The sequence below is a fragment of the Streptomyces sp. RLA012 genome, assembly GCF_056270325.1.
This window is the reverse complement of sequence record NZ_JBWDPA010000002.1, coordinates 7,120,237-7,146,424: the sequence shown is the minus strand read 5'-3', so window position 1 is coordinate 7,146,424 and position 26,188 is coordinate 7,120,237. Positions and strand designations below refer to the sequence as shown.

At 67.5% G+C, this 26,188-nt stretch carries 17 protein-coding genes and 7 pseudogenes; 14 read left to right on the top strand and 10 right to left on the bottom strand.

Annotated features, from left to right (window positions below; genetic code table 11):
* Nucleotide 1: 1 nt before the first annotated feature.
* The 4 genes from RV986_RS32850 to RV986_RS32835 form a co-directional block, all read right to left on the bottom strand.
* Nucleotides 2-3,256 carry a helicase-related protein gene (locus tag RV986_RS32850; RefSeq protein WP_475920842.1) on the bottom strand — a complete coding sequence of 1,085 codons (3,255 nt, stop codon included), beginning with the start codon at nt 3,254-3,256 and terminating at the stop codon, nt 2-4.
* Complete coding sequence (locus tag RV986_RS32845) at nt 3,253-5,169, bottom strand: UvrD-helicase domain-containing protein (RefSeq protein ID WP_475920841.1); 1,917 nt, start codon at nt 5,167-5,169, stop codon at nt 3,253-3,255. Before RV986_RS32845 ends, RV986_RS32850 begins: the two co-directional genes overlap by 4 nt.
* Nucleotides 5,166-9,965: a DEAD/DEAH box helicase gene (locus tag RV986_RS32840; RefSeq protein ID WP_475920840.1), complete on the bottom strand. Its 4,800-nt coding sequence runs from the start codon at nt 9,963-9,965 to the stop codon at nt 5,166-5,168. Before RV986_RS32840 ends, RV986_RS32845 begins: the two co-directional genes overlap by 4 nt.
* Nucleotides 9,966-10,092: 127 nt before the next feature.
* Nucleotides 10,093-10,479, bottom strand: coding sequence for a hypothetical protein (locus RV986_RS32835; RefSeq protein ID WP_475920839.1), 387 nt, complete (start codon nt 10,477-10,479; stop codon nt 10,093-10,095).
* A gap of 319 nt (nt 10,480-10,798) precedes the next feature.
* On the opposite strand from RV986_RS32835, the gene RV986_RS32830 reads away from it, so the two are divergent.
* The 5 genes and pseudogenes from RV986_RS32830 to RV986_RS32810 form a co-directional block, all read left to right on the top strand.
* Nucleotides 10,799-12,886 carry a helix-turn-helix domain-containing protein gene (locus RV986_RS32830; protein WP_475920838.1) on the top strand — a complete coding sequence of 696 codons (2,088 nt, stop codon included), beginning with the start codon at nt 10,799-10,801 and terminating at the stop codon, nt 12,884-12,886.
* Nucleotides 12,883-13,857, top strand: a complete 975-nt coding sequence (locus tag RV986_RS32825) for a hypothetical protein (RefSeq protein ID WP_475920837.1) — start codon at nt 12,883-12,885, stop codon at nt 13,855-13,857. The genes RV986_RS32830 and RV986_RS32825 overlap by 4 nt, the downstream gene beginning before the upstream one ends.
* Nucleotides 13,854-14,759: a DUF6339 family protein gene (locus RV986_RS32820; protein ID WP_475920836.1), complete on the top strand. Its 906-nt coding sequence runs from the start codon at nt 13,854-13,856 to the stop codon at nt 14,757-14,759. Before RV986_RS32825 ends, RV986_RS32820 begins: the two co-directional genes overlap by 4 nt.
* Before the next feature lie 111 nt (nt 14,760-14,870).
* Nucleotides 14,871-15,266, top strand: a pseudogene (locus RV986_RS32815) (hypothetical protein); the annotation flags it as partial.
* Nucleotides 15,266-15,748 (top strand): annotated as a pseudogene (locus RV986_RS32810) (Zn-binding domain-containing protein); the annotation flags it as partial. The pseudogenes RV986_RS32815 and RV986_RS32810, both read left to right, overlap by 1 nt.
* 360 nt (nt 15,749-16,108) lie before the next feature.
* On the opposite strand, the gene RV986_RS32805 reads toward RV986_RS32810, so the two are convergent.
* Nucleotides 16,109-16,744 carry an ATP-binding protein gene (locus RV986_RS32805; protein ID WP_475920835.1) on the bottom strand — a complete coding sequence of 212 codons (636 nt, stop codon included), beginning with the start codon at nt 16,742-16,744 and terminating at the stop codon, nt 16,109-16,111.
* Between the two features lie 230 nt (nt 16,745-16,974).
* Between RV986_RS32805 and RV986_RS32800 the strand changes: the two genes are divergently transcribed.
* The 7 genes and pseudogenes from RV986_RS32800 (at nt 16,975) to RV986_RS32770 (ending at nt 19,612) form a co-directional block, all read left to right on the top strand.
* Nucleotides 16,975-17,820 carry a helix-turn-helix domain-containing protein gene (locus tag RV986_RS32800; protein ID WP_475920834.1) on the top strand — a complete coding sequence of 282 codons (846 nt, stop codon included), beginning with the start codon at nt 16,975-16,977 and terminating at the stop codon, nt 17,818-17,820.
* Entirely contained in the window at nt 17,820-18,020 is a 201-nt protein-coding gene (locus tag RV986_RS32795) for a DUF397 domain-containing protein (RefSeq protein WP_475920833.1), read from the top strand. Before RV986_RS32800 ends, RV986_RS32795 begins: the two co-directional genes overlap by 1 nt.
* Before the next feature lie 28 nt (nt 18,021-18,048).
* A pseudogene (locus RV986_RS32790) lies at nt 18,049-18,139 on the top strand (haloacid dehalogenase); the annotation flags it as partial.
* Between the two features lie 7 nt (nt 18,140-18,146).
* Nucleotides 18,147-18,473: pseudogene (locus RV986_RS32785) on the top strand (DUF5753 domain-containing protein); the annotation flags it as partial.
* Nucleotides 18,474-18,671 carry a DUF397 domain-containing protein gene (locus RV986_RS32780; protein ID WP_475920832.1) on the top strand — a complete coding sequence of 66 codons (198 nt, stop codon included), beginning with the start codon at nt 18,474-18,476 and terminating at the stop codon, nt 18,669-18,671. It abuts the pseudogene before it with no gap.
* A gap of 21 nt (nt 18,672-18,692) precedes the next feature.
* A pseudogene (locus tag RV986_RS32775) lies at nt 18,693-19,091 on the top strand (nucleoside deaminase); the annotation flags it as partial.
* 293 nt (nt 19,092-19,384) lie between these two features.
* The gene (locus RV986_RS32770) at nt 19,385-19,612 is read left to right on the top strand and encodes a hypothetical protein (protein ID WP_475920831.1); all 228 of its coding nucleotides are present in this window, start codon (nt 19,385-19,387) and stop codon (nt 19,610-19,612) included.
* 242 nt (nt 19,613-19,854) lie between these two features.
* Here RV986_RS32770 and RV986_RS32765 read toward each other — a convergent pair whose 3' ends face one another.
* The gene (locus tag RV986_RS32765; protein ID WP_475920830.1) at nt 19,855-20,199 is read right to left on the bottom strand and encodes a hypothetical protein; all 345 of its coding nucleotides are present in this window, start codon (nt 20,197-20,199) and stop codon (nt 19,855-19,857) included.
* A 493-nt stretch (nt 20,200-20,692) separates the two neighbouring features.
* Here RV986_RS32765 and RV986_RS32760 point away from each other — a divergent pair, with 493 nt between their 5' ends.
* Nucleotides 20,693-21,727 (top strand): helix-turn-helix domain-containing protein, encoded by a 1,035-nt coding sequence (locus RV986_RS32760; RefSeq protein ID WP_475920829.1) that lies wholly within the window; start codon nt 20,693-20,695, stop codon nt 21,725-21,727.
* A 471-nt stretch (nt 21,728-22,198) separates the two neighbouring features.
* Here the strand turns inward: RV986_RS32760 and RV986_RS32755 are convergent, their stop codons facing one another.
* Entirely contained in the window at nt 22,199-23,704 is a 1,506-nt protein-coding gene (locus tag RV986_RS32755) for a GMC family oxidoreductase (RefSeq protein WP_475924519.1), read from the bottom strand.
* A 218-nt stretch (nt 23,705-23,922) separates the two neighbouring features.
* Here RV986_RS32755 and RV986_RS32750 point away from each other — a divergent pair, with 218 nt between their 5' ends.
* A complete protein-coding gene (locus RV986_RS32750; protein ID WP_475924740.1) occupies nt 23,923-24,201 on the top strand; it encodes a hypothetical protein in 279 nt (92 codons plus the stop codon).
* Nucleotides 24,202-24,301: 100 nt separating this feature from the next.
* On the opposite strand, the pseudogene RV986_RS32745 reads toward RV986_RS32750, so the two are convergent.
* From RV986_RS32745 to RV986_RS32735, 3 genes and pseudogenes are all read right to left on the bottom strand, one after another.
* A pseudogene (locus RV986_RS32745) lies at nt 24,302-24,403 on the bottom strand (hypothetical protein); the annotation flags it as partial.
* Nucleotides 24,404-24,723: 320 nt separating this feature from the next.
* Nucleotides 24,724-25,008, bottom strand: a pseudogene (locus tag RV986_RS32740) (IS982 family transposase); the annotation flags it as partial.
* A 123-nt stretch (nt 25,009-25,131) separates the two neighbouring features.
* Complete coding sequence (locus tag RV986_RS32735; RefSeq protein WP_475920828.1) at nt 25,132-26,067, bottom strand: GNAT family N-acetyltransferase; 936 nt, start codon at nt 26,065-26,067, stop codon at nt 25,132-25,134.
* Between the last annotated feature and the right edge of the window lie 121 nt (nt 26,068-26,188).

Sequence of the window (26,188 nt, the reverse complement as noted above, 5' to 3'; positions counted from 1 at the left end):
TTCAGCGCTCCTCGAAGAAGGTGGACGAGGCGTCGACGTCGCGCAGACTCCACAGGGTCTTCCACGGCGAGGCATCGGGCGACTCGTCGTCGTAATTGGCCAACAGAGCGGGCACGCGGGAGCCACGCGGAGCCTCGTACACGAGGTTCGGGCTGGCCAGCGCCTCGTCCTCCCACCATCCGACGAAGTCCTCGAAGGCCGCTGTGGTGGACTCGAGCTCGGCCGGCTCGACCGCCGCCACCCGGTCGAGCAGGAGGGCACCGACGGTCTCGCGGAGGTCCATCACGAAGTCCTCTACGCGTGATGCGGCGTCGTTGTCCCGTGCGGCCGGCAGCATCAACCGGGCCAGAGCCACCACCACGGCGTGCAGTCCTCGGTCGCGGGCCCGGGCGGAGAAGGGGGTCACGCTGGTGGACTCCACCTCGCGGTACAGGGCTGAGTGGAAGCTCTGGAAGTCCTCGTAGTGCGAACGGTCCCGTGAGCGAGCGGAGTTGAGCATGATCGCGACGAGACCGGGATGTTGCCGGCCGACCCGGCTCGTCGCCTGGATGTACTCCGCAGTGGTCTGCGGTTGACCCATCACTGCCATCAGCCCCAGTCGGTCCACGTCGACTCCCACGGAGATCATGTTGGTGGCGAGCAGCACGTCGAGTACGTCCGGCATCGGGAGCTGTCGTTCCACGGCCTTGAGCCGGCGGGAGATGTCGCTGGAATTCGCCCGGCTGCTCAACTCCGTGAGGGCGTCGGCGCGGCGTACCTTGACTCCGTCACGCAGTGCGAGGTGTCCCAGACGCTCCTGGACATCGTCGAGGACCTGGAGCTCCGCCGCCGAAAGCAGTCGCAGGCTGTTGAAGTAGCCGATCAGGGTCCAATACGCGTCCTTCACCTCAGGCGGAGCATCATGGGTGTGAGCCCGATGGAGCAGCGACGCGTACACCCGGATCAGCAAGGTGGCCTGGCTGGTGCTGGAGGTCAGCAGGCCGACGTAGCGGCGGGCCGCCTTCCGCTCCCGTGGCGTCTCCACGGCGAACCAGGAATCCCGGGAGTCGAGGCCCGAGGGCGGAAACTGCTCCACCGAACGGGCGAACAGTCGGGTGCCCTGCTCGTCGGCGCGTCGAATGGTCGCAGTCGAGGCGACGACCTTGGGACGATCCGCCAAGGCGTCCACGGCCGTCTCGTACAGGCCGGTCAGCGTGCCGAGCGGGCCCGAGATCAGATGGAGCTCGTCCTGGACGATGAGCTCGGGCGGTCGCACTCCGTCCACGTCCCGGTTGAACAGGGCCGCCGACGCGGGTCGCCACGGCATCGAGGCGAACTTGTCGACCGTTGCGATGACCAAGGTCGGTCGATGGGCGTAGATGGCTTCGTCGATGAGGTGTACCGGCAGCCCTCCCCAGTGGAAGTCGCACGTGCCGGAGGGGCAGTTGACGGTCATGCGTACGGCGTCCTCATCGACCGAGTAGTCCGCCGCCCGCAACGATTCGCCGCACCAAGGGCAGTTGCGCAGTTGGACCGGGTTCTCGGTCTCCAACTGGAAATTTTCGTTGCGCACGAGATCGGCCAGCTTGCTCGTGGCGACGGCCAGCGTGTTGGGGGTCGCCGAACGACCCACCCACATGCCGATGGAGATCTCCTCGTGCCCCAGGCTCGCCGGATCGGCTGCCCGCAGTAGTTCCATCGCGCAGATGAGCGCCGCTGCGCGCTCGAACTGTTGGAGGGTAAGTAGTCGGAGCGTGTACCGCATGAGCACCGTGACGCCGGCCCCGTCCTCCCCGTCCCGCAGGCGCCTCAGGAAGGTGGTGAAGGCGATCAGGCCGAGGTACGCCTCCGTCTTGCCACCACCTGTGGGGAACCACAGCAGGTCGGAGACCTTTCGGTCGTCGTGGTCCGGAGCGACGATCCCGGCCAGGCAGAGCAGGATGAAGGAGATTTGGAAGGGCCGCCACCGCCCGGCCTGGCTATCCGGTTCGCCCGACCTGCCGCCCTTGATCCACGCGGTACGTGCCCGCTGGTCGGCCATCGCGAGGTTCGCCAGCCGGAACGCGCGCAGAATGTTCGGCTGCTCCGTGTCCTCCAGCAGATCCACGCCTTCGCGCATCCGGCGCAGTGCTCGCCGGCAGAGCTGGACCTGTTCGGCCGCGATTTTGCCGTTTTCCGTGTCGTGCAACAGGCGGGCCTGACCCTCTTGGGTCTCGATCCACCGCTCGTATCCGCTCAGCAAGGTGCGAAGGGCCGAGACGACCTCGTGGGTCGGGTCGGTTCCCAGCCGGTACATGGTCAGCGCCTTGTCGTCGATCTCCGGGTTGGAGTCCGTCAGCAACACCTCCTGGGAGGGGACGAACTCGGTCCGCAGGGTGGTGACGGCCGGAGGATCGATCGATACGGATCCCACCGGAGGTGGCGGCCAGTCCCAATGCGCCGCACAGCCATGGCCGGTGGCGAAGCTCGGCGCATGGCGGTACAGGAGGCGGCTCAGCGCATGTTCCGAGTCGACCGCGTCCAGAGCGGTCGGCCGTGCCACGAACACCGGGCTGCTGCCGTCCTCAGCGGTGACGATCAGCTCCGGTTGGTAGAAGCAGTGCGCGTCCCGGAGGTCGAACTGGCCGACCTTCAGACTGTTGACGACCGTGGCCGTCACGGTCACCGTCCGGTCCGACTCGGACCGGGGGCGGACCAGCACACGCAGTTCCAGCCCGGGATGGAGGTCGAAGGGCTTGAGCAGGCCGGGCTGTGTGACGTCCACGTCGACGGGCTCGATCCGCAGGGCGGAACGGCGCCAATGTTCCCGCTGGGCCTTCGTGCTTCGGGCCTCGGTCCGCTTCGCGGACACCGGATTCCCCTCGGAGTCCTCGGGAGCATAGACGGCAGCGTGTACGGTCAACCGAATCCGCGCGGACTCGGTCGGGTCCACGGCGAATGTCAAACCGATGGACGACGGCATCCGGACGTTTGCCAGCGAGACGCCCAGATCGCCGGGGCCTTCCTCGGGGTCCCGACGGGTGCCGAGTGGCACCGCGTCGGGCCCGTCCCGCTCGGACTCCAGATCCCCCTGTTCGGCCGGACCACTCTGGGGCGAGATACCGGACCGGTCCGCCTGCGAGCGCGGGAAGAGCACACCGACCGGGTACATGGTGATCGGCGCATCGTCCGTGAGAATCTCGTCCGGACCACCCACGGGGCCGAGCAGGTCTTGCCGCAGGGCGCCGACGAGCGAGTCGCGCACCTCGTAATGTGCTTGGTGAGTCGACCTGCTCATCCTTCGTTCCCTTCCCGTCCGTCCGCGTACCACTGGAAGCGCCCCAGACCGCACAACCGGGGTGCGACCCATGCGCCGTGTGTACCCAGCCCGGCGGCCTCGGTCGCCGCAGGAATGCCCGCCACGCTCTCCACGCATTCGACCCGGAGACCGGTGATCAGCGGCGGCCAGCGATCGACCTCAGAGTGCGCGGTGCGGCGCAGCATTCGGTGCAGGTCGGTGCGGAAGCGCTCCGACACCACCGCGATCTGTCGGCCACCGACCACCACCGCGTACGGTGGGGACTGGTCGGCGGCGACGGGGACGCCGTGCAGCAGCACGAGTTCCGCCTCGGCACCGGCGGTGACGTCGGCCAGGAGGTACCGCGACACCTCCGCAGCGTCCTGGTGAATTCCCTCCGTGCCCGGAGGCTGCTCGTGGGACACGTCCGAGCCGATCAGCTCGATGCCGTTGCGGGCCCAGGTGCTGCGACCACCCAGGTACCAGCGGTCGATCCTCTTGTCCTTGCGGAGGAGCCACGAGTTGGGGGCGTCCAGGACGTACAGATCATCCCGGGCCCGGGTCATGGCCACATACAGCAGCCGGGCTTCCGCCGCCGGGTCGTAGTCGTACTTCTTCTTCCGGACTTGGGTCGGCTCCTTCAGCACGCGTGGTTCGACGATCAGGACCCGGTCGAACTCCAGGCCCTTGGCACGGTGCACGGTCGAGATCACGAGCGAGGACGATTGTGCCGCGGTGAGCTCGTCGGGCAGCCGGCCCTCGGCGAGCGCCCGGTGCAGCCCGACGACATCGAGGGTGCCGCGACCGCTGCCCCGCGCCACCTTGCGCACCGACCTCCACAGCGCCTCCGGTGTGCTGCCGACGGGGATCTGCAGGTCGACCAACAATTCTTCGAAGCGCTCCCGGCTCAGAGTGGACGCGCCGGTCGAGGCGAGGAGTTCGGCTATCCATACGGGGGCCGAGCGCTCGCGCGCCGACCGCTGCAGTGTGTGGGGGACATCGGCGTCGGCCAACATGCCGGACAACGTCAATGCCTGGCCGTTGTCGCGGCACAGGATGGTGGTGGTGTCGGGATAGTCGCGCAGTGCCGCCCGCACGAACTCGTCCTCCAGGCCCCCGAAGTTCGGTGCCGAGAGCAGCAGGGCACGCAGGTCGCCGTGGATACGCTCGGCCTCGGCGGCGGCCTCGGCCCGATCGCGGGGCAGCCGCTGCAACTGGGCACCGTAGGGCAGGGCCATTCGGGCAACCTCGCTGCGGGCCCGGAAGTTGTCGCCCAGGTGGAGTTCCACCAGGTCCTCACCGAAGGTGGCACGCACCCAGGCCAGGAAGCGGTCGGTCTCCTCGGCCCGCTGATCCGGATCGGACACCTGGAATCCGTACACTGCCTGAGCCGAATCACCCACCACGGTGAAGCCGCTGTTCTCCTGGAATCGGTCGAGCAGTGCCTCGACCATCTCCCGACGGACACCGACGAGGTCCTGAACCTCGTCGATCACCACATGGGCCGGCAGGTACTCGCCGCCCTCGACCGCACCCTTGTCGATCGCCTCGGTGGCGGCCTCGATGCGCTCGTCGAAGGTGTACGTCCCCCAGTCCGCGTCCGGGTAGGCGCGGTTGAGCAGGGCTGCGGCCCAGGCGTCGAAGGTCTGCACGCGAATCCGCTGCGCGGCGGCGGCATGCCGCTCGATCCGCTCGGTGAGTTCGCGTACGGCGGCACGGGAGAAGCTGAGCACCAGGATCTCCCCGGCCTCCAGTTCCTCGCGCTCCACCAACACGTCGAGCCGCCGCACGAGGGTGTGCGTCTTGCCGGCGCCGGCTCCGGCCGTGACCAGCACCCGGGCGTCCCAGGGCTGGTCCACGACGGCCTGCTGCGCGGCGGTGAGTCGATGCTCGGGGAGCAGGGTGACGGTCACTGGCCCTCGCTCCACAGGTACTCGAACTCGGTGAACGCGAGTTCCTCACCGAAGTTCGTGATGTTGTCCCGCACGTTCAGGATCAGGCAGCTCTCCTTGCCACCGTTCTTCGGGCCGCGCAGACCACGTCCGATCATCTGCTGGTAGATGTTCGGGCTGTACGTCGGGCGGGCCACGACCACGACGCGGGTGGCCGGTGCGTCGAAGCCCTGAGTGAGCACGCCGTAGTTGGTCAGGACCTGGATCCTGCCCTTGCGAAAGTCGTCGATCCGCTTGCGTCGTTCGTTGGGGGGCGTGGTCGAGTCGATCGCGGAGGCATTGATGTCCCGGTCACCGAGCTTGGCGGCCAGAAGTTTGGCGTGGGCCACGGACGTGGCGAACACCAGCACCGGCCAGTCCGAGGGCATGGCGGCGATCTCGTCGACGATGCGCTGACTGCGCCCGTGGTCCTCGGCCAGCCGCTGCTCGGCGCCCTTGGGCAAGGTGGAGAATTTCTCGGACTGGGCACGCTCGTCCGCCGTCAGCGCGATGTCGGCGCCCACCAGTTCTCGGTGCTTGACCTGGGCCAGGACACCGATCTGTTGCAACCCCTTGATGGCGACGGACAGATCGCCGTCGAAGACGCCGGTGTCGAGGCGGCTTCCGAACCGCTGCACCAGCAGCCGGGTCAGTTCCTCGTTGTTCCGGTACGGGGTCGCGGTGAGGCCGATCAGGTGACGACTGGTGCGGCGGTGCGTGAGGTCGAGCTGTTCGAGCAGCCGTGTGTAGCGCGGGGACATCGCGGTGTGCGCCTCGTCGATGATGACGAGCTCGGCAGCCTCCCTCAGCCAGGCGTAGTCCTCCTTCTCCAGGCAGTTGTCCAGTTTGGCGTCGGTGGCCACGACCAGGTGCGGGCGCCCGTCGACGGGGGTCGCCTCGTTCGAGGCCCAGAGCCGGCTGATGACCAGGGGAAGCTCGGGACCCACCTTCGACCAGACGAATTTCCAGCTCTGCACGGCCTGCTCGCACAGCTCTTCGGTCTGGGCGATCCACAGGACCGGACCGGGCAGATCCTCCCGATCACGGATCCACCGGATCACTCCCTCCGCTGTGACACGTGTCTTGCCGGATCCGGTCGGCAGGCTGAGCATGCCGCGCTGGGGCATCGAGTTCTCCAGCAGAGCGAGCAGCGCCTGCGCGAGTTCCTCCTGGTAGGGGTGCAGGGAAGGGAACTCGGACGGACCGTCGACCTCGAGGCGGGGCTCCAGCGAGGGCACCTGGGCGCCCGCGAAGGAGTCCGGGAACCCGAGATCGGTGACGAAGCGCAAGGCCTTCGTGTTCCCGGTGAAGGAGCTGGGGGCGCGGGTGGGGAAGTCCAGAGCGAGATCCCGGGAGTGGACCCGAAGGATTGCTTCGCCGTGGGCGTTGAAGGCCATCTCGGCGATGCGCCGAGAGTTCGGTTCGGCGCCCTGCTCCTGGATCTCGCTCTCCATGAGGCCGGGCGGAAGTTCGCCGCGCAGGGCCTCCTCGCCGATCAACAGAGCGATCTTGTCGATGACGCTCTCGCTCTCCCGCACAGCGCGCAGTCGCCCCAGCAGGGCTTGGTCCTGCTCCTGCCTGTCCTGGAGAGCCAGGGCCTGGCTGCAACCGGCCACGCCGAAACCCCACTTGAACTCCTCATCGGCGGCTTGCAGCACCTGCAGCCGGTCGAGGGAGTCCAGCACGAAAAGAGTCTGGCCCTTCTTCGCGAACCTGAGCGGCTTCCGCTTGCTGCCCATGGGCGTGCGCACCACCTGCTCAAGCTCGGAGCAGCGCTGGATCTTGTAGCTGCTGCCGGCCTGGCCGAGGCGCGCCTTGACCGTCGTGAACTCCTCGAACAGGGACACGGCCCGGCCGGTCTTGACGGGCTCGATCTCTCTGCTGATGACGTCGGAGACCTTGAGCATCCCCCATTCCTCGATCATCACCTTCGCCGTGGCCACGTCCGCCTTGTCGGTGACCAGGAGGGCGGGGAGGCGCTCACGGACGAGTTCCTTGAACTCCACCGCGTTCAGCGCGACGGCGATCTCGTTGTCCGGGCGTCCTTCCCAGGAGGATCCCACCCGGCAGCGGGTGGGAACGTCTTCCGGGAACTCGAATCCGACCCTGTGCAGGAGGGCGTACGCGCGACCGATGAACGCGTCGTCCTCGCTCTCGAGCACGAGGTCCAACAGCTTGCCCCAGCGTCGGGTGGGCACCTCGTCGGAGGTTGTGGGCATGTTGAGCCTTCGCGCCGCCTCCTCCGCGATCTCGGCGACAGGGAGCACAGCACGGAAGGCCTTGAGCTGGGGACCGACGGCCTCGGACACTCGGGTCAGTCCCAAGGAGGTCTTCACGAGGCCGTGCTTGGAGATCATCCAACGCAGCGGGGACATGACGGCCTTGCGGGTGTTGGCAGTGGCTCCGTACTGCATCTGCCAGTGCTGCGAGATGTCGGATGCCGGCAGAGCCGCCACGAAGGCAGCACGGCCCTCCTCGGACAGCGCGGGCAGCAGGTGCAGCGGTCCCAACGTCGCAGCACCCTCGACGGAGAGGCGGGAGATGCTGGGTCGAGGGGCGGTGCTCGGCAGACTGCGGAGGTGCTGATCGTGAATGACCTGCCGGAATTCCTCGAACCACGTCTCCTCGTGGGGCCGGTATCCGCCGGTGGGACGGTCGAACAGCCCGAGGTCGCGGAAGATCGGTCTGTCGCTCTCGTGGAAATCCAGGTCGACGGCGATGGCCTTGTCGCGGCTTCCGTCGCGGGGCACCACCGGTCCGGGCAGGAGGCAGTCGCGCATCAGCCTGTAACGACCGTCCATGGTACGGACGCGCAGCGTCTTCAGCGGCCTGGGCACCTTGGCACGTATGCGGTCGACGTTCGCGCTGCCGCCGGCGCTGCGCAGCAGGATCCAGAAGTTCGACCATGCGTTGTTGTCGTAGTTGTCGAATCCCTGGTCGAGGACACCCTCGAACCGTCCCTGCGCATCGGCGACCCTGATGCCGATGTTGTGCAGATGCCGGGCCATTTCGGGGCGCTCGGAGATCGACGGGTGGACGTAGACCATGTCGTCGCGGAGCGTGTCGGCGGAGGTTCGGTGGAAGATCTCACCGGCTACGGGGGCGACGACGCCGTGCTCCTCGGTCAGCACGATCCGGGCCTTGCGGGCTTCGGCGGTGAGCGGGGAGTCCCCACGCAAGCCTCCGGCCTGATCCTTGAGCACCATCAGCGACAGGATCTCGATGGCGTGGCACGAGGCCTCCGCTGTGCCGTCAGCGACGAGCGCCTCGAGCCAGTCCTTGACGTTCTCTGGCACCTTCCCGGCCGCATCCAGGATGTGCATCATCTTGCCGCGGCGGAGGGCGGTGTCGGAGGCGTCGACGGATGCGTGCACCCAGTTGGTGGGGCGGCCGCTGTACTCCGACCAGATCCGGACCCATTCCTTGTCAAGATTCGACGGCGTGATCAACAGGTCGCGAGGAACCTGAAGTTCCCCGTTCTGGTCAGGCAGGGAGGGACGCTCGGCAGCCATCTCCCAGAACTGCCGGAGAAAATATTCGTCAGCCCAGTTGGCCTTCTCCTTGGTGCGGCCCGGCAGCAGGGGAAGGTAGGCTGCAGGGTCCTCGGCGGGCACAAGCTGGGGCAGGGTATCGACCACCAACCGGGCCGCGACCTGCAGCAGTTCCCAATTGAAGGGGCTGCCGTCGAGAAGGTGCTGGCGATCCTCGTTTGTCTTCCACGGGGCGTTCAGGATGCCGGTCAGCGACACCACGTACTTCGTCGGGAAGAACGCCCAGAACGACCCCCTGCCGACGGGTGTGGTGTATAGGCCGTTGCGGACCGTGTATTCGGGAACGGCCCAGGAGATCTCGAGCACCGGCCGGTTGTGCAGCTCGCCGGCGCTGTCCGAGACCTTGTCGGTGGGGGAATGGGCGACTGAGAACACCTTCCACTGCTCGGTGGTCTGCTTGGCGCCGCGTGCCACCTCCTTGAGCGTGCGGTGGATGCCCTTGGGTTCGACCGAGATCTCCCTGCGCGCGGGGGGCATGGTGCGCTCGTCGTGCAGGAGCACCTGGCCGACGTGGGAGGAGAACAACTGGAAGTGGGCAGGGAAGGCTTCGGTTTCCCGCCCACTGCGACTCCTGTACCCGCTGATGTCCCGTCCGAGACGCTCGGCGGCACCGCGCATCAGGGGCAGGCGGACGACGGTGGTGGCCCAGCGCAAGAGCTTGTCCAGTACGTTGTCGTCGGCACGCTCCTGTTCGACATCGAGGGGCCGGGCCATGCGGAGTACCGGGGTTTCCAGTTCGAGGTCGCCCTGCCGGCCGATGGCCTTGGCGATCTCGGCAGCGGACCAGTCCCGGTCGAAGCCGAAACCGAAGGCACCGTTCCCGCTGAAGAACTGGGGCGAGTCGCTCACGGAGAGCACGGACTTGACGCCGACGCCGAAGCGGCCGATCTGCCCGCCGCGCTTGCGCGAGACGCTCATGCGCAGGATCGTCTCGGCGCCCTCCGGCGTGACCGGGGTGCCTTCGTTCGCGCAGTAGAGGTGGTTTTCGGTCAGGACGACGTGCAGCTTGCCGCCGGGCGATGCCGCGATCTCGTCCGCCGCGTTCTGGACGAGTTCGAGCAACTGCCGTTCGCCGTAACCGCCCTGGGTGATACGACGCTCGCCGTTGGCATGCTCCTGTACCAGCCCCGGGTCGACCTGATACGTCTTCAGGACGGTCGAGGACTGTCGGATCACGGTGTCGATCACGGGCGGGAGCGAAGGGTCGGCGAGCTGCCGGTCGGCCATGAGGCACCTGTCTCGAATGAGAGAAAACGAACCGAGGACGCGCGGGGGGATACGGGGGTGCCGATGCATGACGCCGGCACCCCCGGTGAAGCAAATCAGGACAGCTTACGAGAAAAGCAGAGGGGGATCAGCTGTTGATGGTGGTGACCGTGGTGACGGTCGTGACCGTGGTGAAGGTCGTCGTCGTCACGGTCACAACGGTTGCGGTTCCCTTGGTCGTGCGGATCCTCTTGGTGCGGGTGACCTTGACCTGGTAGGTGCGGGGGCCCTCGGCGCGCCGAGGGGTGGTGGGGCGGCGGGTGGCACGGGACGTGCGGGGCACGGGCGGGACGAAGGGGGTGGTCGTCTGCCCCGTGGGCTGGCTCTGCGCGCGGCGGGCGAGACGCCGCCGCTCCGACGCCAGAATCTGGGGGTGGACACGGTGACAAATCAGAAGCTCGGCGCGGAGATCAGGGTCCTCCGTGTTGTCGTACTCCTTGATGAACCACGCCATCCAGGCCTCATCGTCGCTCATGTGGGTCCCCTCCCTGTGGGCGCGTCAGCGTACGCCCGTGCTGGATAACGCATGCAAAGAAAGCTGTGCAACTGGCCTGAGGACAGGGCTCCGCCCTCGGAAGCAGGCGCATCCCCAACGGCCTTGGCCAGGTAGGGAGTTGACCCTAGGAGAACCGTAGCATGCCGCTTGTCCGCCGATCGGAAGATCGGAAGAAAATTCAATCCACCCTGCTGGCGCTCGAATCGATCGCACATGTCTACTGAAATTTGACAGTGTCGGCGGCGTCAATCGGAGTGCTACCGTGGCGCTGCCCGGAACCGATGGGGAAGTGGGGGCTATGGAGGACACCGAGGACTTCGGCCTGTGGCTTGGGCGCCAGTTGCGCCGCAGCGGGATGTCGCAGGCGGAGTTCGCCCAGCAGCTGGGCTTGACGCGCGCGGCGGTGTCAGCGTGGGTCACCGGCAGGGCACAGCCACGGGCGGAGATGATGGTCAGGATCGCCGAGATCCTGGAGACGGACGTCGCCACCCTGGTCACCAGGGACGCCGACGCCGGATCGGCCCGACCGATCGGCTGGTATCACCGGATCGCCCACCACGACGGCGGTCGGGAGTACGGCAACGCGGCCGCCTTCGCCTTCGACGCGAACCTGGCCGTACTGGCCAGGGAGGTCACACAGAACTCCCTGGACGAGCGGTTGGACCCGCGACGCCCGGTGCGGGTGCGCTTCACCCTGCACGAGCTGACCGGTGAACACCTGCACTCCTTCCTCTCCGCGTTGAAGTGGGACGAGCTGGAGCCTCACTACACGGCGGCGGCACAGTCCCGGCAGAAGGTCGGCCGGGTCCTCGCCGAGGGGCTGCGGGCGTTGCGCGAAGACTCCTCTCTTCTGCTTCTCCGGGTGGACGACTACAACGCCTCGGGGCTGACTGGACCCGAGTACGGGGACGGCCGGTACGCCGCTGTGGTCCGCCGGCAGCTCGACAGTCACAAAAGCAACGACCGGGCCGGTGGTTCGTACGGGCTGGGGAAGGCCACCCTGTGGGCAGCCAGTCGGCTCGGTCTGGTGCTGATCAACAGCACCCTGTCCGAGGCGCATGAGGGGCGGACGGCCCGCCGGGTGGTCGGGCGTCTCGACCTTCCCTGGCGAGAGGTCGACGGAGTCGCCTACGCCGGACCTGCCTGGCTCGGTGAGCCGGACACGGAGAAAGAGCACGAAGGTGTCTCCCGCTCCTGGTGGGCGGACGAGCGAGTGGTCGCGGATCTGCGACTCGATCGAGACAGCGACGATCCGGGAACTTCCTTCCTCGTCGTCGGCGCTCACGACGCGGCCGGCAACAACGACACCCTGGAGGACCTGCACGAGGCCCTCAGCCGGGCACTGGCCGACAATTTCTGGGCCGCCATGACCTCCGGCCGTTCGACGTCGGCCATGCTGGAAGCATCGGTCCGCGCTCTTCGCAATGGTGACTTCGCGGTTCCGGAGAAGCGGGTCGATCCGCTCGATCGACACCCGGCGCTGGCCCACGCACTCCGGGCGTACATCGACGGCGAGACGGTCGACGAGCTCACGGCCACCGGACAGGTCGCCGCCGCGGAGGTCGCCCTTGTCGTCCCGCCGCTGCGGACCGCCGGGCGCAGGGCCGAAGGACACAGCCACCGTGCCGTACTCCTGGTCACTCCTGCCGCCGACAAGGACGAGGAGCACAGCCGCATCACCTGTATGCGCGGCACCCGGATGACTGTCACGGCCCGGCGTCCGCGCGGCCTGCGGCCGGGAGCGGACCCATTCCAGGCTGTCCTGCTCGCCGGTTTCGCCACTGGCGACGACGGCGCGGCGACGCATGCCGCCGAGGCGTTCCTACGAGCCGCCGAGCCCCCGGAGCACGACAGATGGGGAGCGACGGAGGAACTTACCGCCGCCTATGCCAACGCGCCTCGGCGATTGACCGAATTCAACGCGGCCATGGACTCGGCGCTGCGGGGCGTGATCGGTCGGCGGACTACCGGTCAGGGTTCGACCGGACCCGAGGTCCTCCGGAAGCTGCTGCGCCTTGATGCGCCCGCCGCGGTGAGTGGTCGTCGTGGCCAGGGACACCCGCTCGTGGACCGGGTCGTCGGGAAGGTGGACAGAGACGGGGCCTGGACCTTGGACGTGACGCTGACCGTCCCGCAGCGCGACGACCGCTGGCAGCTGCTGCCGGTGGTCAAGTTCGATGTGCGATCAGGGGGGCGTCCTTCATTGGAGTGGGCGGAGCTGTCCGCGAAGGAGAACTGCGAGATCGTGGACGGCAGGCTGCTCGTCGATCCGGACGTACGGTCGGCGCGCTTCGGTGGTGTCACGGCCGTCGGTAGTCACCCGGTGGCCGCCGCCATGGCCGGTGTGATCGTGGACATCCAACAGGCACGGGAGGCTTCGGCGTGAGCACCGTGTACGCGTACCCGACCTTGGTGGGGAAGATCGAGGTCACCGTCCGAGGGGCGAGCATAGACGGGAAGCCTTTGCAGCTCTCGCTGATCTCTCAACGCGATCAGGTCGTGGCTCTCCATCAGATCGAGCGTGACGACTGGACTGAAGGCGTCCTCGATCTCGAAGTCTCCCTACCCATGGACGAATTGGCCGACGGGCCCTGGTCCGGAGTCACCTGCGTCGCCGTACTGTCCGAGGGAGCCACCAACACCCGCAGGGTGAGTCGTCTGGAACGCCGTCGTGACGACACCCACTGGCGAGGCGAGGTCCGAGTGCGCCGCTCCACTCACGTGGCGCGCGCCGTCCTCGACGTGAGCGTCGTCGGCAGTCACGGTGGAGTCGACGGGCGTGTTCTCGGTACCACTAATACGCCCTGGATCGTGGACCTGCTTGCCCGTACTCCCACGAGGCAACGCGATCTGGAGATCCTGGAGGAGGATTTCCGAGACGGGCCGCAGGAGTGGCTGCGTCCGTTCATGGATGCGCCTTGGTTGATCGACACCACCGGAGACGTGCCGGCCGTCCTGCTCAACACGTCCTTCGAGGGTCTTCCCGAGCTGCTGGCCGGTGCTCGTGGCCCATTGGAGAAGGCAACCGCGGGACTGGTGGCCGCGCAGATCGCGGGAGAGGCCTGGGCGACGATGTTCCACTCCGCGCTGAGCGACCTCGAATTCGATGAGGACGGCACCCCGCGCTTTCCTGGTGGATGGCGGGAGTCAGTGCTGCGCTCCATGCTTCCGGAGGTGTTTCCCGGGCTGCCCCTCTCCGAGGCCTTGGGCGAGGCCCACAGCCGTCGAGGCGACGGCCGAGGATGGGCAGAGGTCCAGTCGCGGATTCAGTTTGCAGCCGGAAGGCGCGGCCAGGTGCCCAAGAACCTGACGGCGGCTATCCGCGCCGTAGCCCGTCCCCAGGAAGTGAGCCGATGAGCCGACACCGCATCGAGCCTCCCGAACGGCTCGCGCTGCTACCCGCCCACCTCGCCACGGCCTTCCTCACCCATGGGGTACGCGCGGGGCAGGACGGCCTGCCGCAGGTGGCGATCCTCCGGGCGAGCACGCCGATCGAGAGCGACTCCGTCCGGTGGAGCGCCGCCCCGGTGCGGGAGATCGTCGAGGAGGCGATGCACAGGTTCGATGCGGCGCGGACCGACGCCGATGCGTGGCTGGCGCCTCGGCTGCACGCGACCCTGCGGATGACCCGAGCCGAGGCGGCGAACCCCGGTCTGTGGAACTTCCTGGCCTTGGCCGTGGCGCCGGACTTTGTCTTGTGGCGGCACATGCCGTCCGGGGAGGCCGGCGACGGCGCGCCCAGGAAGGTCAACAGCGCCAGATTCGTAGGCCCTCACTACAGCCAGGCCTTCGCCCGACTGTGGTGGGCCGCCGAGATGTTCCGCGACGGGCCCGACTACACCCCCGCGGAGATCGCCTGCCGCAATCAGGACATGACCAACACAGCGCTCCGGCTCGCTGTCATCGACCACAAGCCCACCGCACTGGCCCTGGTGCGGGTCCTCAAAGGGCTGGCCGACGAGGGAGCCACACGACTCGGGGATCGGGTCAACGCGCTCTGTACGGCAGTCAATACGGCCGGCAGCACGCTCATGTACGAGGTGATCGCTCCGGACGAGGCGCCCGACCACCACGCACTCACCGACTGGATCGACGATGCGGAATCGGCCCCGGCTGTTCCGTGGGACCGGCTTCCCGGAGGGCCGGACGACGGCACTGCCCGGCGTTCCTCCTGCGAGGTCCTGTCGCGGATGTTCGAGCGATTCGCCGCAGAGGCACCGTTGCGTGACCGGGCTCGGTCCGGGGCGGCGCACGCTTAGAAGTTGTTGTCTTTCCGGACTTGAGGACCGCGTTTTCGCTGGTCGGGCATAGGGCGAACGTTTCCGTGGGAGTGGTGGCGTGTCGTGTCGTAGCTCCCGTGGAGGTCGTGGATGTCGTCGGTCGTGGGGCTGCTGGAACAGCGCGAGGTCGCCGCGCGCCGTCGCGTGGATGGGCTGAGGGAAGAAGCCGACCGCATCCAGGCCGAGTTGGCCGTGGCCGAGCGGGAATGGCGGGAGTGGGCCATCGCCCGCTCGCGGGTCGGCGAGGTACTGGCCCCCGTGGACGAGCCCGGGCAAAGCCACGCCCAGGCCGATGGGACAGCGCCGGCCAGGGGACAGGCCGAGAAGACACCGTCAGCGCCGACCGCGGCGAAGTCGCAGTCGCAGGTGCCGGTGTGGCATGAGGGGCTGGCCTGGTCGGTGCTGTCGGTGGACTACCAGCGCATTCTGCAGGCCCTCTCGGACCGGGCCCGGCTCCATCAAGGGCCGCTGACCTGCCAGGAGATGTAGAGCAGCGCGCCGCCGACCCGAGCAGGGTCCCGCCCTCCCCGGCCTCCCCCCGCATGGTTCTGCTCCACACCCTGGCCCATGTCCTCATCAACGAATGGAGCCTCGACGCCGGCTACCCCGCCGCCGCACTTCGCGAGCGTCTCTACGCCGACGACGACATGGCGGGGATACTCGTCTACACCGCGACGAGCGACTCCGCGGGCAGCCTCGGCGGGCTCGTCGCCCAAGGGGAACCGGACCGCCTCGCCTGGACGATCCGCTCGGCCGTGCGTCGCGCCGAGTGGTGCTCCTCCGACCCACTCTGCGTCGAGTCCGAGGCATCCGGCACCGACGGCACCAACCTCGCCGCCTGCCACGCCTGCGTGATGCTCCCGGAGACGAGCTGCGAGCACAACAACATCCTGTTGGACCGCGCGCTGCTCGTCGGTACCCCGGAAGATCCTCACCTGGGCTTCTTCGCGAACGTACTGGAGCAGTGACATCCAACTGACCGTGGGACACCGACACAGATCGGCGTCTTGTACCACGACGTCTCGGTAGGGCCGGGGACTGGCGCGGTAGCTGAAGCTCCCTTCCAGTCCCCGCCGCTTCCCACTGTGCACGCAGTTCTCTCGCTCGTGGCTTTCCGCCCAGTTCACCGGCTGGCATGCGCCGTTGGCCCGTTGACGTTTCCAGTGCCTGTCCGGCGTACACACACGCCTGCTCCGGATTCCCTGAAGCGGCCTCTACCGAGGCCAGGTCGCCGAACACGACGCTGCGCTGTGTGTCTTCGCCACCAGGAATGGCGTCCAGGACGCCGAGCAAGGTGTCACGGGCCAGGGAAAATGTCCAGCAATGAGTTAGTTGCCCGTTGCGCTTCCCGCCTCGAAGTGCATCTGGGCGCGATCCAGCGCCTCGTCCACGTCGTGACCGTGTGCCTGAAACCAGTGGAGGAGGTCGGCGATGACGTTGATCGCCGACTCCTGCGCTACAGCCGCGCTCAGCGCGCCTGGGCCCGGGTTGCCAGGCGGCTTCGCTGTGCCGTAGAGCCCTAGCATCGCCCCTGCTCTTGCCACGGACGCGCCCCCACTGTGGCCATCGGGCGAGTTCAGGCCGGTGGACAGCTCGCACCAGGTGATCTTTCGATCAGGGTGGAGCTGGACACCCCAGCGGTCGGCAGTGGCATCGACGAGAGCCATACCTCGCCCGCCTTCGGAGTCGACTCCCGCCTGAATGAGGGTGGGCAGGGCACGGGTGTCGGGGTCCTGGACCTCGATGCGCAGGTGGGTGCCGTTCATGGAGACGGCGAGCGCGGTCGGGGTACCGGCGCCCACGTGCGTGATGACGTTGGAAACCAGCTCGGTCACACACAGCTGTGCCGCCTCAGTGATCTCATGCAGGCCCCAGAGCCCCAGATGAAGCCGCATGATGCGACGCAGAGCTGCCACCTCCTGCGGTTCCGCGACGAAGGGAATGTCCCACGCCTTCCTCGGCATGCAACTCGTGCACTCCATGCCCAGCTCCTTCCTTCACACATCGAGTCGCCCTATGCACTCGACTCACCACTGAGAGTTGCATTGAAACTCCCAAAATGGAACTCTCATCTCGTGACTGCGGGGAACGATCAGGAGCACGACCGTGCGCCGCACGCCCCGGCGCACGCCACCTTGCCGTCACGCTCGGGCAAGCAGCACGATCTGAGAGATCAACACGAAGGGCCTCAGACATGGCAGTTGGACCAACCACTCGCAGGCGCCAACTGGGCGCCGACCTACGTCGCCTCCGCGAGCGCAAGGGCCTGACCTTGGAGGAAGCTGGCGCACGCGTCGGCATCTCGAAGGCGACACTCAGCCGCTACGAGACCAAGGAAGGTTCAGTCAAGTGGCCAGCCGTAGACGCTCTTTGCCGGGAGTACGGCACGTCCGACGAGGAGCGTCTCGCGCTCGTCGAACTCGCGAAGGGCGCCAAGATCCAAGGCTGGTGGAGGTCGCTCGCCGACCCCATCCCCGAGTCCATGAATCTCATGCTCACGCTTGAGGACGAGGTGGTGCGCGAAGACCACTACGCCTGCATGTACATCCCCGGCCTCCTCCAGACCCGCGCCTACGCCGAGGCCGTACACCGCGCCTCGGAAATGCAGTGCCCGGAGAGGGAGGTGCAGCACATGGTCGACATCCGCATGAAGCGACAGGAGCTCCTTCAGCGCGATGAACCGCCCCACATCTGGTGCGTGATCGATGAAGCCGCAATCCGCCGCGGCGTGGGCGGACGCAAGGTCATGCACGAGCAGCTTCAGCATCTCCTCGCCATGGCCGAACTGCCTCACATCACCGTCCAGGTACTCACCTTCTCAACAGGCGCCCACGCCGCAGCCGTTGGCAGCTTCGCCGTCCTGCGGGGCCCCACTCCTGAGCTGGACGTGGTGTACGTAGACATTCTCGGCGGTGGGCTCTTCATGGAGAAGCCGCAAGAACTGGAGCGGTATAGGTTGGCGTTCCAGTACCTCAGCGCACAGGCGCTCGATCTCGAGTCCTCTGCCAGGCTGATCCACCGCATAAGCGAGGAGTCCTGATGGCCGTCCGGTCCGAACCCCGCTGGTTCACGTCCTCGTACAGCGGCGGCAGCGGCACGGAGTGCGTCGAGTGTGCGCACACGAGTGGCAGCGCCCTTGTGCGAGATTCCAAGAATGCCGGAGGTCCTGTCGTCACCATCGGGCACCACGCTTGGCAGGCCTTGATACGGGCCTTGGATCAGGGAGAGCTGATGAAGTGACGCCGCCTGACCTCGCTATCCTGCTCTCGTGATTCGCGCAGCGGTCTTCGAGGTCGGTGAACTCCTCGTAGACAAAAGGGACTTGGGCCGACTGGCTAGGAGCGCCCCGGCACACCTTCCACGGTCGTGTCCCGTCGAGTCGTTGGATCGCCCTGGATCATGAAGGAGCAGCTCGATCGACTCCTTGAAGCGAACGAGTCTCCTCACATCACGCTCCAGGTGCCGCCCTTCTCCAAGGGGGCCCACTCCGCAGCTCTCGGCAGCTTCGTGATCATCGGAGGCACGGAGCCCGCCCTCGATGTCGTGTACGTCGACTTCCACACGGGCTCCCTCTTCCTGGAGAAGGACAAGGAACTGGACTGATACAGACTTGCGTTCGAGTACCTCCGGGCGCAAGCGTTGGACATGGAGGCCTCCTACGCCGTGATCCATCGTGCCCGCAAGGAGCTGTGAATGCCCGTCGCCCCTCAGTCTGTCTCCGAGCCCGTCTGGTTCAAGTCGTCATACAGCGGCGGCAACGCAACCGAGTGCGTAGAGGCGGCCTTCGTACCCGCCGGAGTTCTGCTACGGGACTCCAAGCGGCCCGAGGGTGCTCATGTCTCGGTGTCAGCCACGGTGTGGTGCAAGTTCTTGGCCGCTTCGGTGCAATGACTTACCCCTTGCTGGTCGGTCACCGAAGGGGAAGTCATCGCCACCGGCACGAGCTCAGTCGTCGAACTCCGTGACCCCACCGCCCACGCTGAAGTCATGGCCCTGCGCAACGCCGGTACCAAACTCGGGCGTCACCTCATGGAAGACGCCGTGATGTACGCGAGTAGCGAGCCCTGCCCCATGTGCCTGGTCGCCTGCTACTGGGCCCGCGTTCCTCGCCTTGTCTACGCTGCCACCAGCCATGACGTTGCCGTCAACGGATTCGAAGACCTCCAGTTCTACCGCCAGCTCGCCCTCCCCAACGCCGAACGGACCCTCCTCACGGAGACCGCTTCCGGCGACGAAACCCGTGAGCTCGCGACCATGGCTCTCGCGAGCTGGGCAAACAAGCTCCCCTCCCCCGTCGAGCCCAAACTCTGAGCAACCGACGCAGTTCTGTCACCCCGACGCACCGGAGTGGCGCTTTTCCTCGTCCCGCCTGAGGACAGGCGGGACTCCTCGCTTTCCCCTCGCCGTGGGTCGGTCCGCCGTCGCGCTGCTCGTCGGCCGCCCAGACGATCCTCACCTGGGGCTTCTTCGCCAACGTACTGAAGCACTGACATTCGTCGGAGACTGGCTCGGTAGCTGACGCTCCGTCTCCCGGCGCCGCAGCTTCCGACCGTTGACTCCGCAACTTCGCCCCTCCATGACAAACAGGTCGTTCAGGTCCCCTTATGCCAGAGCACGACGCCGAGGTGAGCGTGGTCCCCATGCCCGGCTTCAACATGTACGAAGACGCCAGAGTCCACTACGAACTCGTCTCCGCCGGCGTGGACGTCACCGAACCGGATGAACTCGTGCTCCACGACAAGGCCTTCAACGCCTTGAGCAGCGCCACCTGTTACGGCGACGCCGCCAAGGATTTGATCACTAAAGCCCTGGTGTTCTGGAGCAACGGCTGACTGACCCGTCGCCGCGGCGACGATCACGTCGGCTCACGTCACCGTTGGCATCAAGGCGCCCAAGGCCGCCCGGTTTTGCCGAGTGTGGCGGTTCCGGGGTGAGCGTCAAGAGCGCCCTTCGGGCGTCGGCTGCGCCGATTTCGCTTCGCTCCACTCTTGACCCTCACCCCTCCACCGCGGAGTGCTGTTGGCCGGGCGGCCCGGAAGGGGGAGGCGGGGGTAGGGGCAGGGGCGATGCGTTCTCAGGCTGTGAGCCGGAGCATGGCGGCCGCGTGCTGGGGGCGTGACCGGTAGTGATCGGCTGCGGCGGCGATGTTGGTCCAGCCTGCTTGGCGCATGAGTCCGATGGCAAGGTTGCGCAGGGTGGCCATGGCGCGGGGTGTGGCGCCGGTGCGTATTCGTGAGGCGTCCTCGTCGTAGGTGACGTCTCGGATGTGGTGCAGGGCCTCAACCGACCGGTGGTTCTGAGCGAGTTCGGCGAGTTGTGGCGGGCCGGCCTGTTCGGGCGGGAGGCTGGTAATCGCGTCGACGGTCTTCGTCTCGACCTTGCCGGTCTCGTGGTGGGTGCGGCGGCGCTTGATCTGCATGGCCTGGACAGCGTGCGGGAAGAGCAGGCCGGGACGGACGGTGCAGACCTTCAGACGGCGGATCTCACGGCGGCCGTGCCCGGACCCGGCGGGGATCGGGTATCCGGCCCAACACGTCCGCCAGGCAGGTGAGCTGTGACGGTTCCGGGCAGGTGGAATCGGTGTCCGTGCAGTGGCGTTGCAGGACACCGATTGGGGAGGATGGCACGCGAACGCGACCCCTGTTCGTGATCAAAGGCTTCGAGAAGCTTGATCATCAGGGGTCGCGTCTCTCGTTGCCGAACTGGGCGAACCGACCACGGCGGCGCGTACGCAGGCGATCAGCTCATCTCGCCGAATCAGAACGCATCAGCTCTGCCCCTCGACCGCTGCCATGCGGGCCGTCTGTAGGAAGATTGGCACAGCGCCCACATGAACCACGGCGACGTCCGTACGGAACACGAGCACCACAGGATGGCGTTGAAGCAATGAAGTGTGAGGGGATCGGAGAGTGATGCACAGTACTGGAGCGGAGGTCGACGGCGCGCGCGGGGTGTTATCAGTGGACTCGACCGCCCCGGGCGCCGCACCGCTGGGACTCGACGCCTTCCGGCGCGGGTGGGAGACGCAGATCGGCGACGATGTCTTCCAACTGCCGGCCTTCAGCCCGGACACGATCGGTGACTTCCGGGTCAAGGGCCGCGTGGCCAAGGTGCACGGCGCGGCGATCGCCGATCTTCACGCCGCGTCGGCAACCCGGACCGCGGACGTCCCGGGCGGCGATCAGGATCAGGTGGCGATGTACGTAGTGCGGCGCGGCGCCTGGACTCTGGGCGGCCCGCCCGGTGGCAGCGAGCAGACCGTATCGGCCGGGCAGTTCCTCGTCCGGCACGTCGGGCGCCTGTCGGCCTTCGAGACGTCGGCGCACCTCACGGCGAAGTTCTTCGTCCTGCCCCCCGGCGAGCTCAAACCCCTGCTCGGGAACCGGGTCATCACCGGGCCGGCGGACTCGGCCGAGATACGCCTCCTGACGGCTTTCACGGACATGATCCACATAACCGTGGCCGACCTCGGCCCGGCCGGTGTGGAAGCCGCCCACGCCGCCCTGATCGAGCTGGCCAAGGCGGTGACGAAGGGCCGGTTCGACGACGTAGAACCCCGGCTGGCTCCCGCGCTCACCCAGGCAGCCAAGGACCTCGCGGACCGCCGGCTCGCTGATCCCGAACTTTCTCCGGCGATGCTTGCGCGTGAACTCAACGTCTCCGTCCGTACGCTGCACCGGGCATTCGCCGCGGTGGGAGAGCAGATCACCGCCTACATCCGCCACCGGCGACTGCACGAGGCCCGGCTCGCCCTTACCGCGCCGTCCGGTCGCCTGAGTATCTCGGAACTCGCCGCACACTGGCAGTTCGCGGACGGCAGCCACTTCACCCGGGCCTTCAAGAAGCACTACGGTCAGACTCCCACCGAGTACGCCCGTTCGACCGGAGCAGCCTCGCTCTCGCCGAACCGGCACCCGCCGGGCCACGGGCCGGCCGAAAGCGCGTGACCAAAGGTACGACCGCAGTTCAGCGGATGCCGCCTACGCGTGTCCCAAGCAAGGCAGGGCGGCGCTGTGGGCGGCCTGGGCATGTGACCGCGGCGGGATGTTGTCGAATGAGGGCGCGGGTCTGGGTGACCTCGCCGGCGGTGCCCGCGGAGCCCTCGGTCTTTAGGAACTCGGCGGTTCCCGGGCACCGCCGGCGAGCTGAGAGGTGATCCACCGCCCCGTGGCTCACCATTGGGTGGTGTTTGCTGCCCGCCTTCCGCCGGCCGACCGACGGCGGACCGGCGTCGGCTCCCCCTCTTTCGCGCGTATGTGGCGGCCGTCCACACAGGGCCTCAACCCGTCGAGCTCGCCGGCCGTCTTGAGTTCGGCAAACAGGATGCCGGCAGCTGGTCGAAGACTCCGACCAGCTGCCGGCGGTCCAGGCGTCGGGGATGAGCGCGTTGTGGAAGCGCCGTGGGCGCTGAAGAAGGCTCAGTCGAGCAGTTCGGCGGCCCGTTCGGCGATGGCGTAGACGGTCGCGTTGGTGTTGGCCGAGGGGATGGACGGCATCACCGAGGCATCGGCGACCCGCAGTCCGGCTATTCCGTGCACGCGAAGGTTCGCAGGGTCGACGACGGCATCGGCGTCGGTGCCCATGCGGCAGGTGCCGGTGAAGTGGAAGTAGGGGCCGGTGGCCTTGCGGATGAACTCGTCCACGGATTCGCCACTCGTCCCGGAGCCCGGCACCGCTTCCTGCTTGCGCCAGTCGGCGAACGCGTCGGCCTCCCCGATGCGGCGTGCCAGGGCCAGGCCCTTGCGCATGACCTCCAGGTCACGGTCGTCGCTCAGGTAGCCGGGGTCGACGACGGGAGCGCTGCCGGGATGGGCGTCCGCCAGGCGCACGGTGCCGCTGCTGTGCGGAGCCATCGCGGAGAAAGCGATGGAGTAGCCGTTGGCCGGCGGCTGGCCCCATGCCGACGGGAGCGGTGCGGCGACGATGTAGACCTGAAGGTCCGGCCGGGCCGCGGCGGGGTCGCTGTACAGCAGGCCCATCATTTCGGCCGGCGGGTTGGCAGGAACGAACGGTACGGGCTGGATGGCCTCGTACACCACGCCCGCCATCGGATGGTCCTGCAGATGGGAGCCCACTCCCGGCAGGTCGGCGACGACGTCGATGCCGTGTTCCTCAAGGTGTTGTGCCGGGCCGATCCCTGACAGCATCAGGAGGTGTGCGGAACCGATGGCTCCCGCGGTCAGTACCACCTCGGCGCTGTCGACGGACAGGTGCTCGCCACCGATGGTGTACTCGACGCCGGTGCAGCGGCCCGCGGTGGTGCGCAGCCGCTGCACGGTCGCGTCCGTGACGACGTCCAGGTTCGGCCGGTCGAGGAACGGACGGATGTAGGCGTCGGCCGCGCTCTGGCGGGCGCCGCCGGGCAGATTCATGTCACTCCACCCGAACCCGGTCTCCAGCCCGCTGCCGATGTCATCGGCGCGTGCGAACCCAGCCTCCACCGCGGCGTCGACGCCCGCCGTGGCCAGGGGATGGGGTTCCGGGACCGGGGCGACCGCGACCGGCCCGTCCGTGCCCCGCACGGAGGCATTACGGCTGTGAGTGCTCTCGCTGCGGCGGAAATAGGGCAGCAGATCGTCGAAACCCCAGCCTGGAGCACCGAGGCCGGGCCATTCGTCGTAACCGGAGCGGTGCCCCCGCAGGTGGTAGAGGCCGTTGATGCTCGACGATCCGCCGAGGGCCTTGCCGCGCAGCACGTCAGCGGCCCTGCCTGTACCGGTCTGCACGGTCGAGGCGCCCAGCCAGAGGGATGACGGGTCGAACCCCAGGAAGCCCCAAGGAGATGCCATCGTCTCGGTTGCGTCCCGGGCTCCGGCCTCCAGCAGCAACACCCGCACGCCGGGGCGTTCCGAAAGCCGGGAGGCAATCACGCATCCCGCTGTTCCCGCTCCCACCACGACATAGTCATAAGGACTCTTGCCCATCATGTCTCCGCTTTCCACGGCAGCCTTGTCCGACCACCGGATTTCAGAAAATCAGCTCCTCGACGATCAAGGAGCTGATTATGCTTATGTACTAAAGGGGTCTAAAAGTGAGGATGGTTGTCTTCGCGTCAGCCCTGTGGGTCACCCAGCCGTGTCCGGGCTCGGCGCGCAGAAGGCGTGGAACCGGCTGATCAGCAGCGAGCGGGCTCCCGTGGAGCATGGCTGTCCGGATGGAGGCCCGCCACGCGCCCCTGCTGGTGTGGGCGTTGCTGGTGCTGACGGACACCGAGGCGACCCGGTGGCAAACGATCACCTTGATCGGCCTGGGCACATCCGATCCGCACGCTGCCGGTCACCCCGTTGGGGATGTCCATGTCGGCGCCGGTACCTGCGATGACGGCCACGCGGCCGGAATTCTCTTGGTTCACGAGTTTCTCGTCTTTGGTGTGTACCCGTCCAGGAACAGCCCGGGTGTTCCCTCTGCCGTCGAAGCTTAGGAAAACCGACACAGCACGCACTTGAACCACCGCGACGTCCGTTCAGAACCTGAGCGCCATAAGACAACGTTGGAGCACATGCTTCGGTTCGTTCACGGGCGGGCAGGGTGGCGAGACAGCCGGCGTCACACAGCACTGCGGCAGGCTGCTCGTACGCGCCGACCACGTTCTTGCCCTGCCACAGGTGACGGCCTCTTCCCACCGACGGCCGCGTCAACCTGGGCCGGCAGCGCGGACGGCAGGTGGACCACCAAGACGCTCACCGGTGACAGAACGCGGCAGGGAGCCCCGCACGGTCGGCGCCCGTAGCGTCGCCGCAAGCCCAGTCGCCGACAGTACGAGGCCACACCTGACACCCCATCGGAACGATGCCAAGCAGGCGCCGCATCTCCGCCTCGGCCTCCTCGTCCGAGGGCCCGAGGCGATCGGCCTGTTCGTGATCAGGCTTCGAGAACCCTGATCATCAGGGGCCGCATCTCTCGTTGCCGAACCGGCCGAACCGACCACGGCGGCGCGTACGCAGGCCAGCATCCGGATGACCCGCTTGACCAGGCCGAGCGCGGACCGCAGCCGCTTGTTGTAGCCGGGCTGCTGAGGGAGGTACGGGAACATCCCGGTGAGGTGCTTGCCGGCGTAGCGCAGCCAGTGCGTCTCGGACGTGAAGCCGAGCAGCGACTGGGCGAGCGCGAGGCACACGAGTTCGGAGTCGGTCAACACCGGGGGCCTGCCCAGCCGTCGTGGTCCCGCCAGCCCGTCGTCGATCTTCACGTACAGGGCGGTCAGAAGGGTCTCGATGTCGTTCGTCACGCAACGATCAACGAGACCCTTCTCCTTTGCGCCCGCAGGACTTCGGACCTACTCGTCCAGCCCTACCAACCGGGGTGGGGAGGGGCCGCTCAGCATTCGTTACGGCGCGGGAGCGGCCCCCGCTCACAACCGGCGGGTGAACTCCTGGCGGTCGGCGAAGTTCTCGTAGCCTGCCCGTTCGAAAGCCGTGATCATGGCGGTGTTGGCCGCGTCGCAGTCGCCGCGGATCTCCTCGGCGCCCGCTTCGACCAGCAGCCGCGTGCCGCGGGCCACCACCGCCGTCGCGTAGCCGTTGCCGCGGCAGGCGGGAGACACAGCCACCAGGCCGATCACCGCGGTCGAGGGGTTTCGGGCGGGGAGGCTGAGGGCAGCCGGCGTGCCGTCCGGAGCGTAGCCGAGTTCCCACCACGAGGGCTCGTACGAGAACTCCTCCATGTCCGCGAAGAGGCTCTCCGCGGCACGCCGGGCGCCATGCCGGGCGACCTTGGCGGCGAGTTGGGCGTCGGCGCTGGTCGGCAGCGCCTCGGCGAGGAGAGCGATGAACGGCTCACGGCCCAGACTGGGCAGGGAATGCCAGGTCAATCGGTCATCATGCGAGGTGAGTTCTACCCCGGAGCGGCGGCGGAAGCGGCGACCGTCACGGGCCCGCTCGAAGCCCGCCAGACGGAGAAGCTCGGCGCGCCGTTCCGGCTCCGCCTGGTACTGGGGCGGCTGCGTCGGCGAGTCGGTGACGTGCTCCAGCTCCGTGGCGCCGAGCGAATCGGCCAGGGCGACGGCCTCGGCCAGCAGCGCCTGGCCGGTGGCCAGGCCGGGTTCGTCCCACGGTGTCTCAAGGAGCACCAGGGCCATCGGGACGTCGTTCCCGGGGAGGGTCCATAGCGCGGTGGCCGCGGTGAGCCGACCGGCCTCGTCCTCCGCGACCATGCACCACTCCGGCCGGGTGCACTTCTTGGCAAGTAGGTCGGTGAGGTAGGCGGCCGTCCCGGCGTTGCGCTCGGGCTGGTCGGAGTGCTGGACGAGGGCAGGTAGTTCGTCTGGGCGCGCTATACGTATAGGCATGTACTGGGATCATCCTATCTCTCGATGACGTGGCTGGCTTTGCATGAAATCGCCACCCAGTGGCACCGGCAGGCCTGGCTGTTCCTGCCCTTGTCAGACCGACCATCAGACCCGGGCCTAC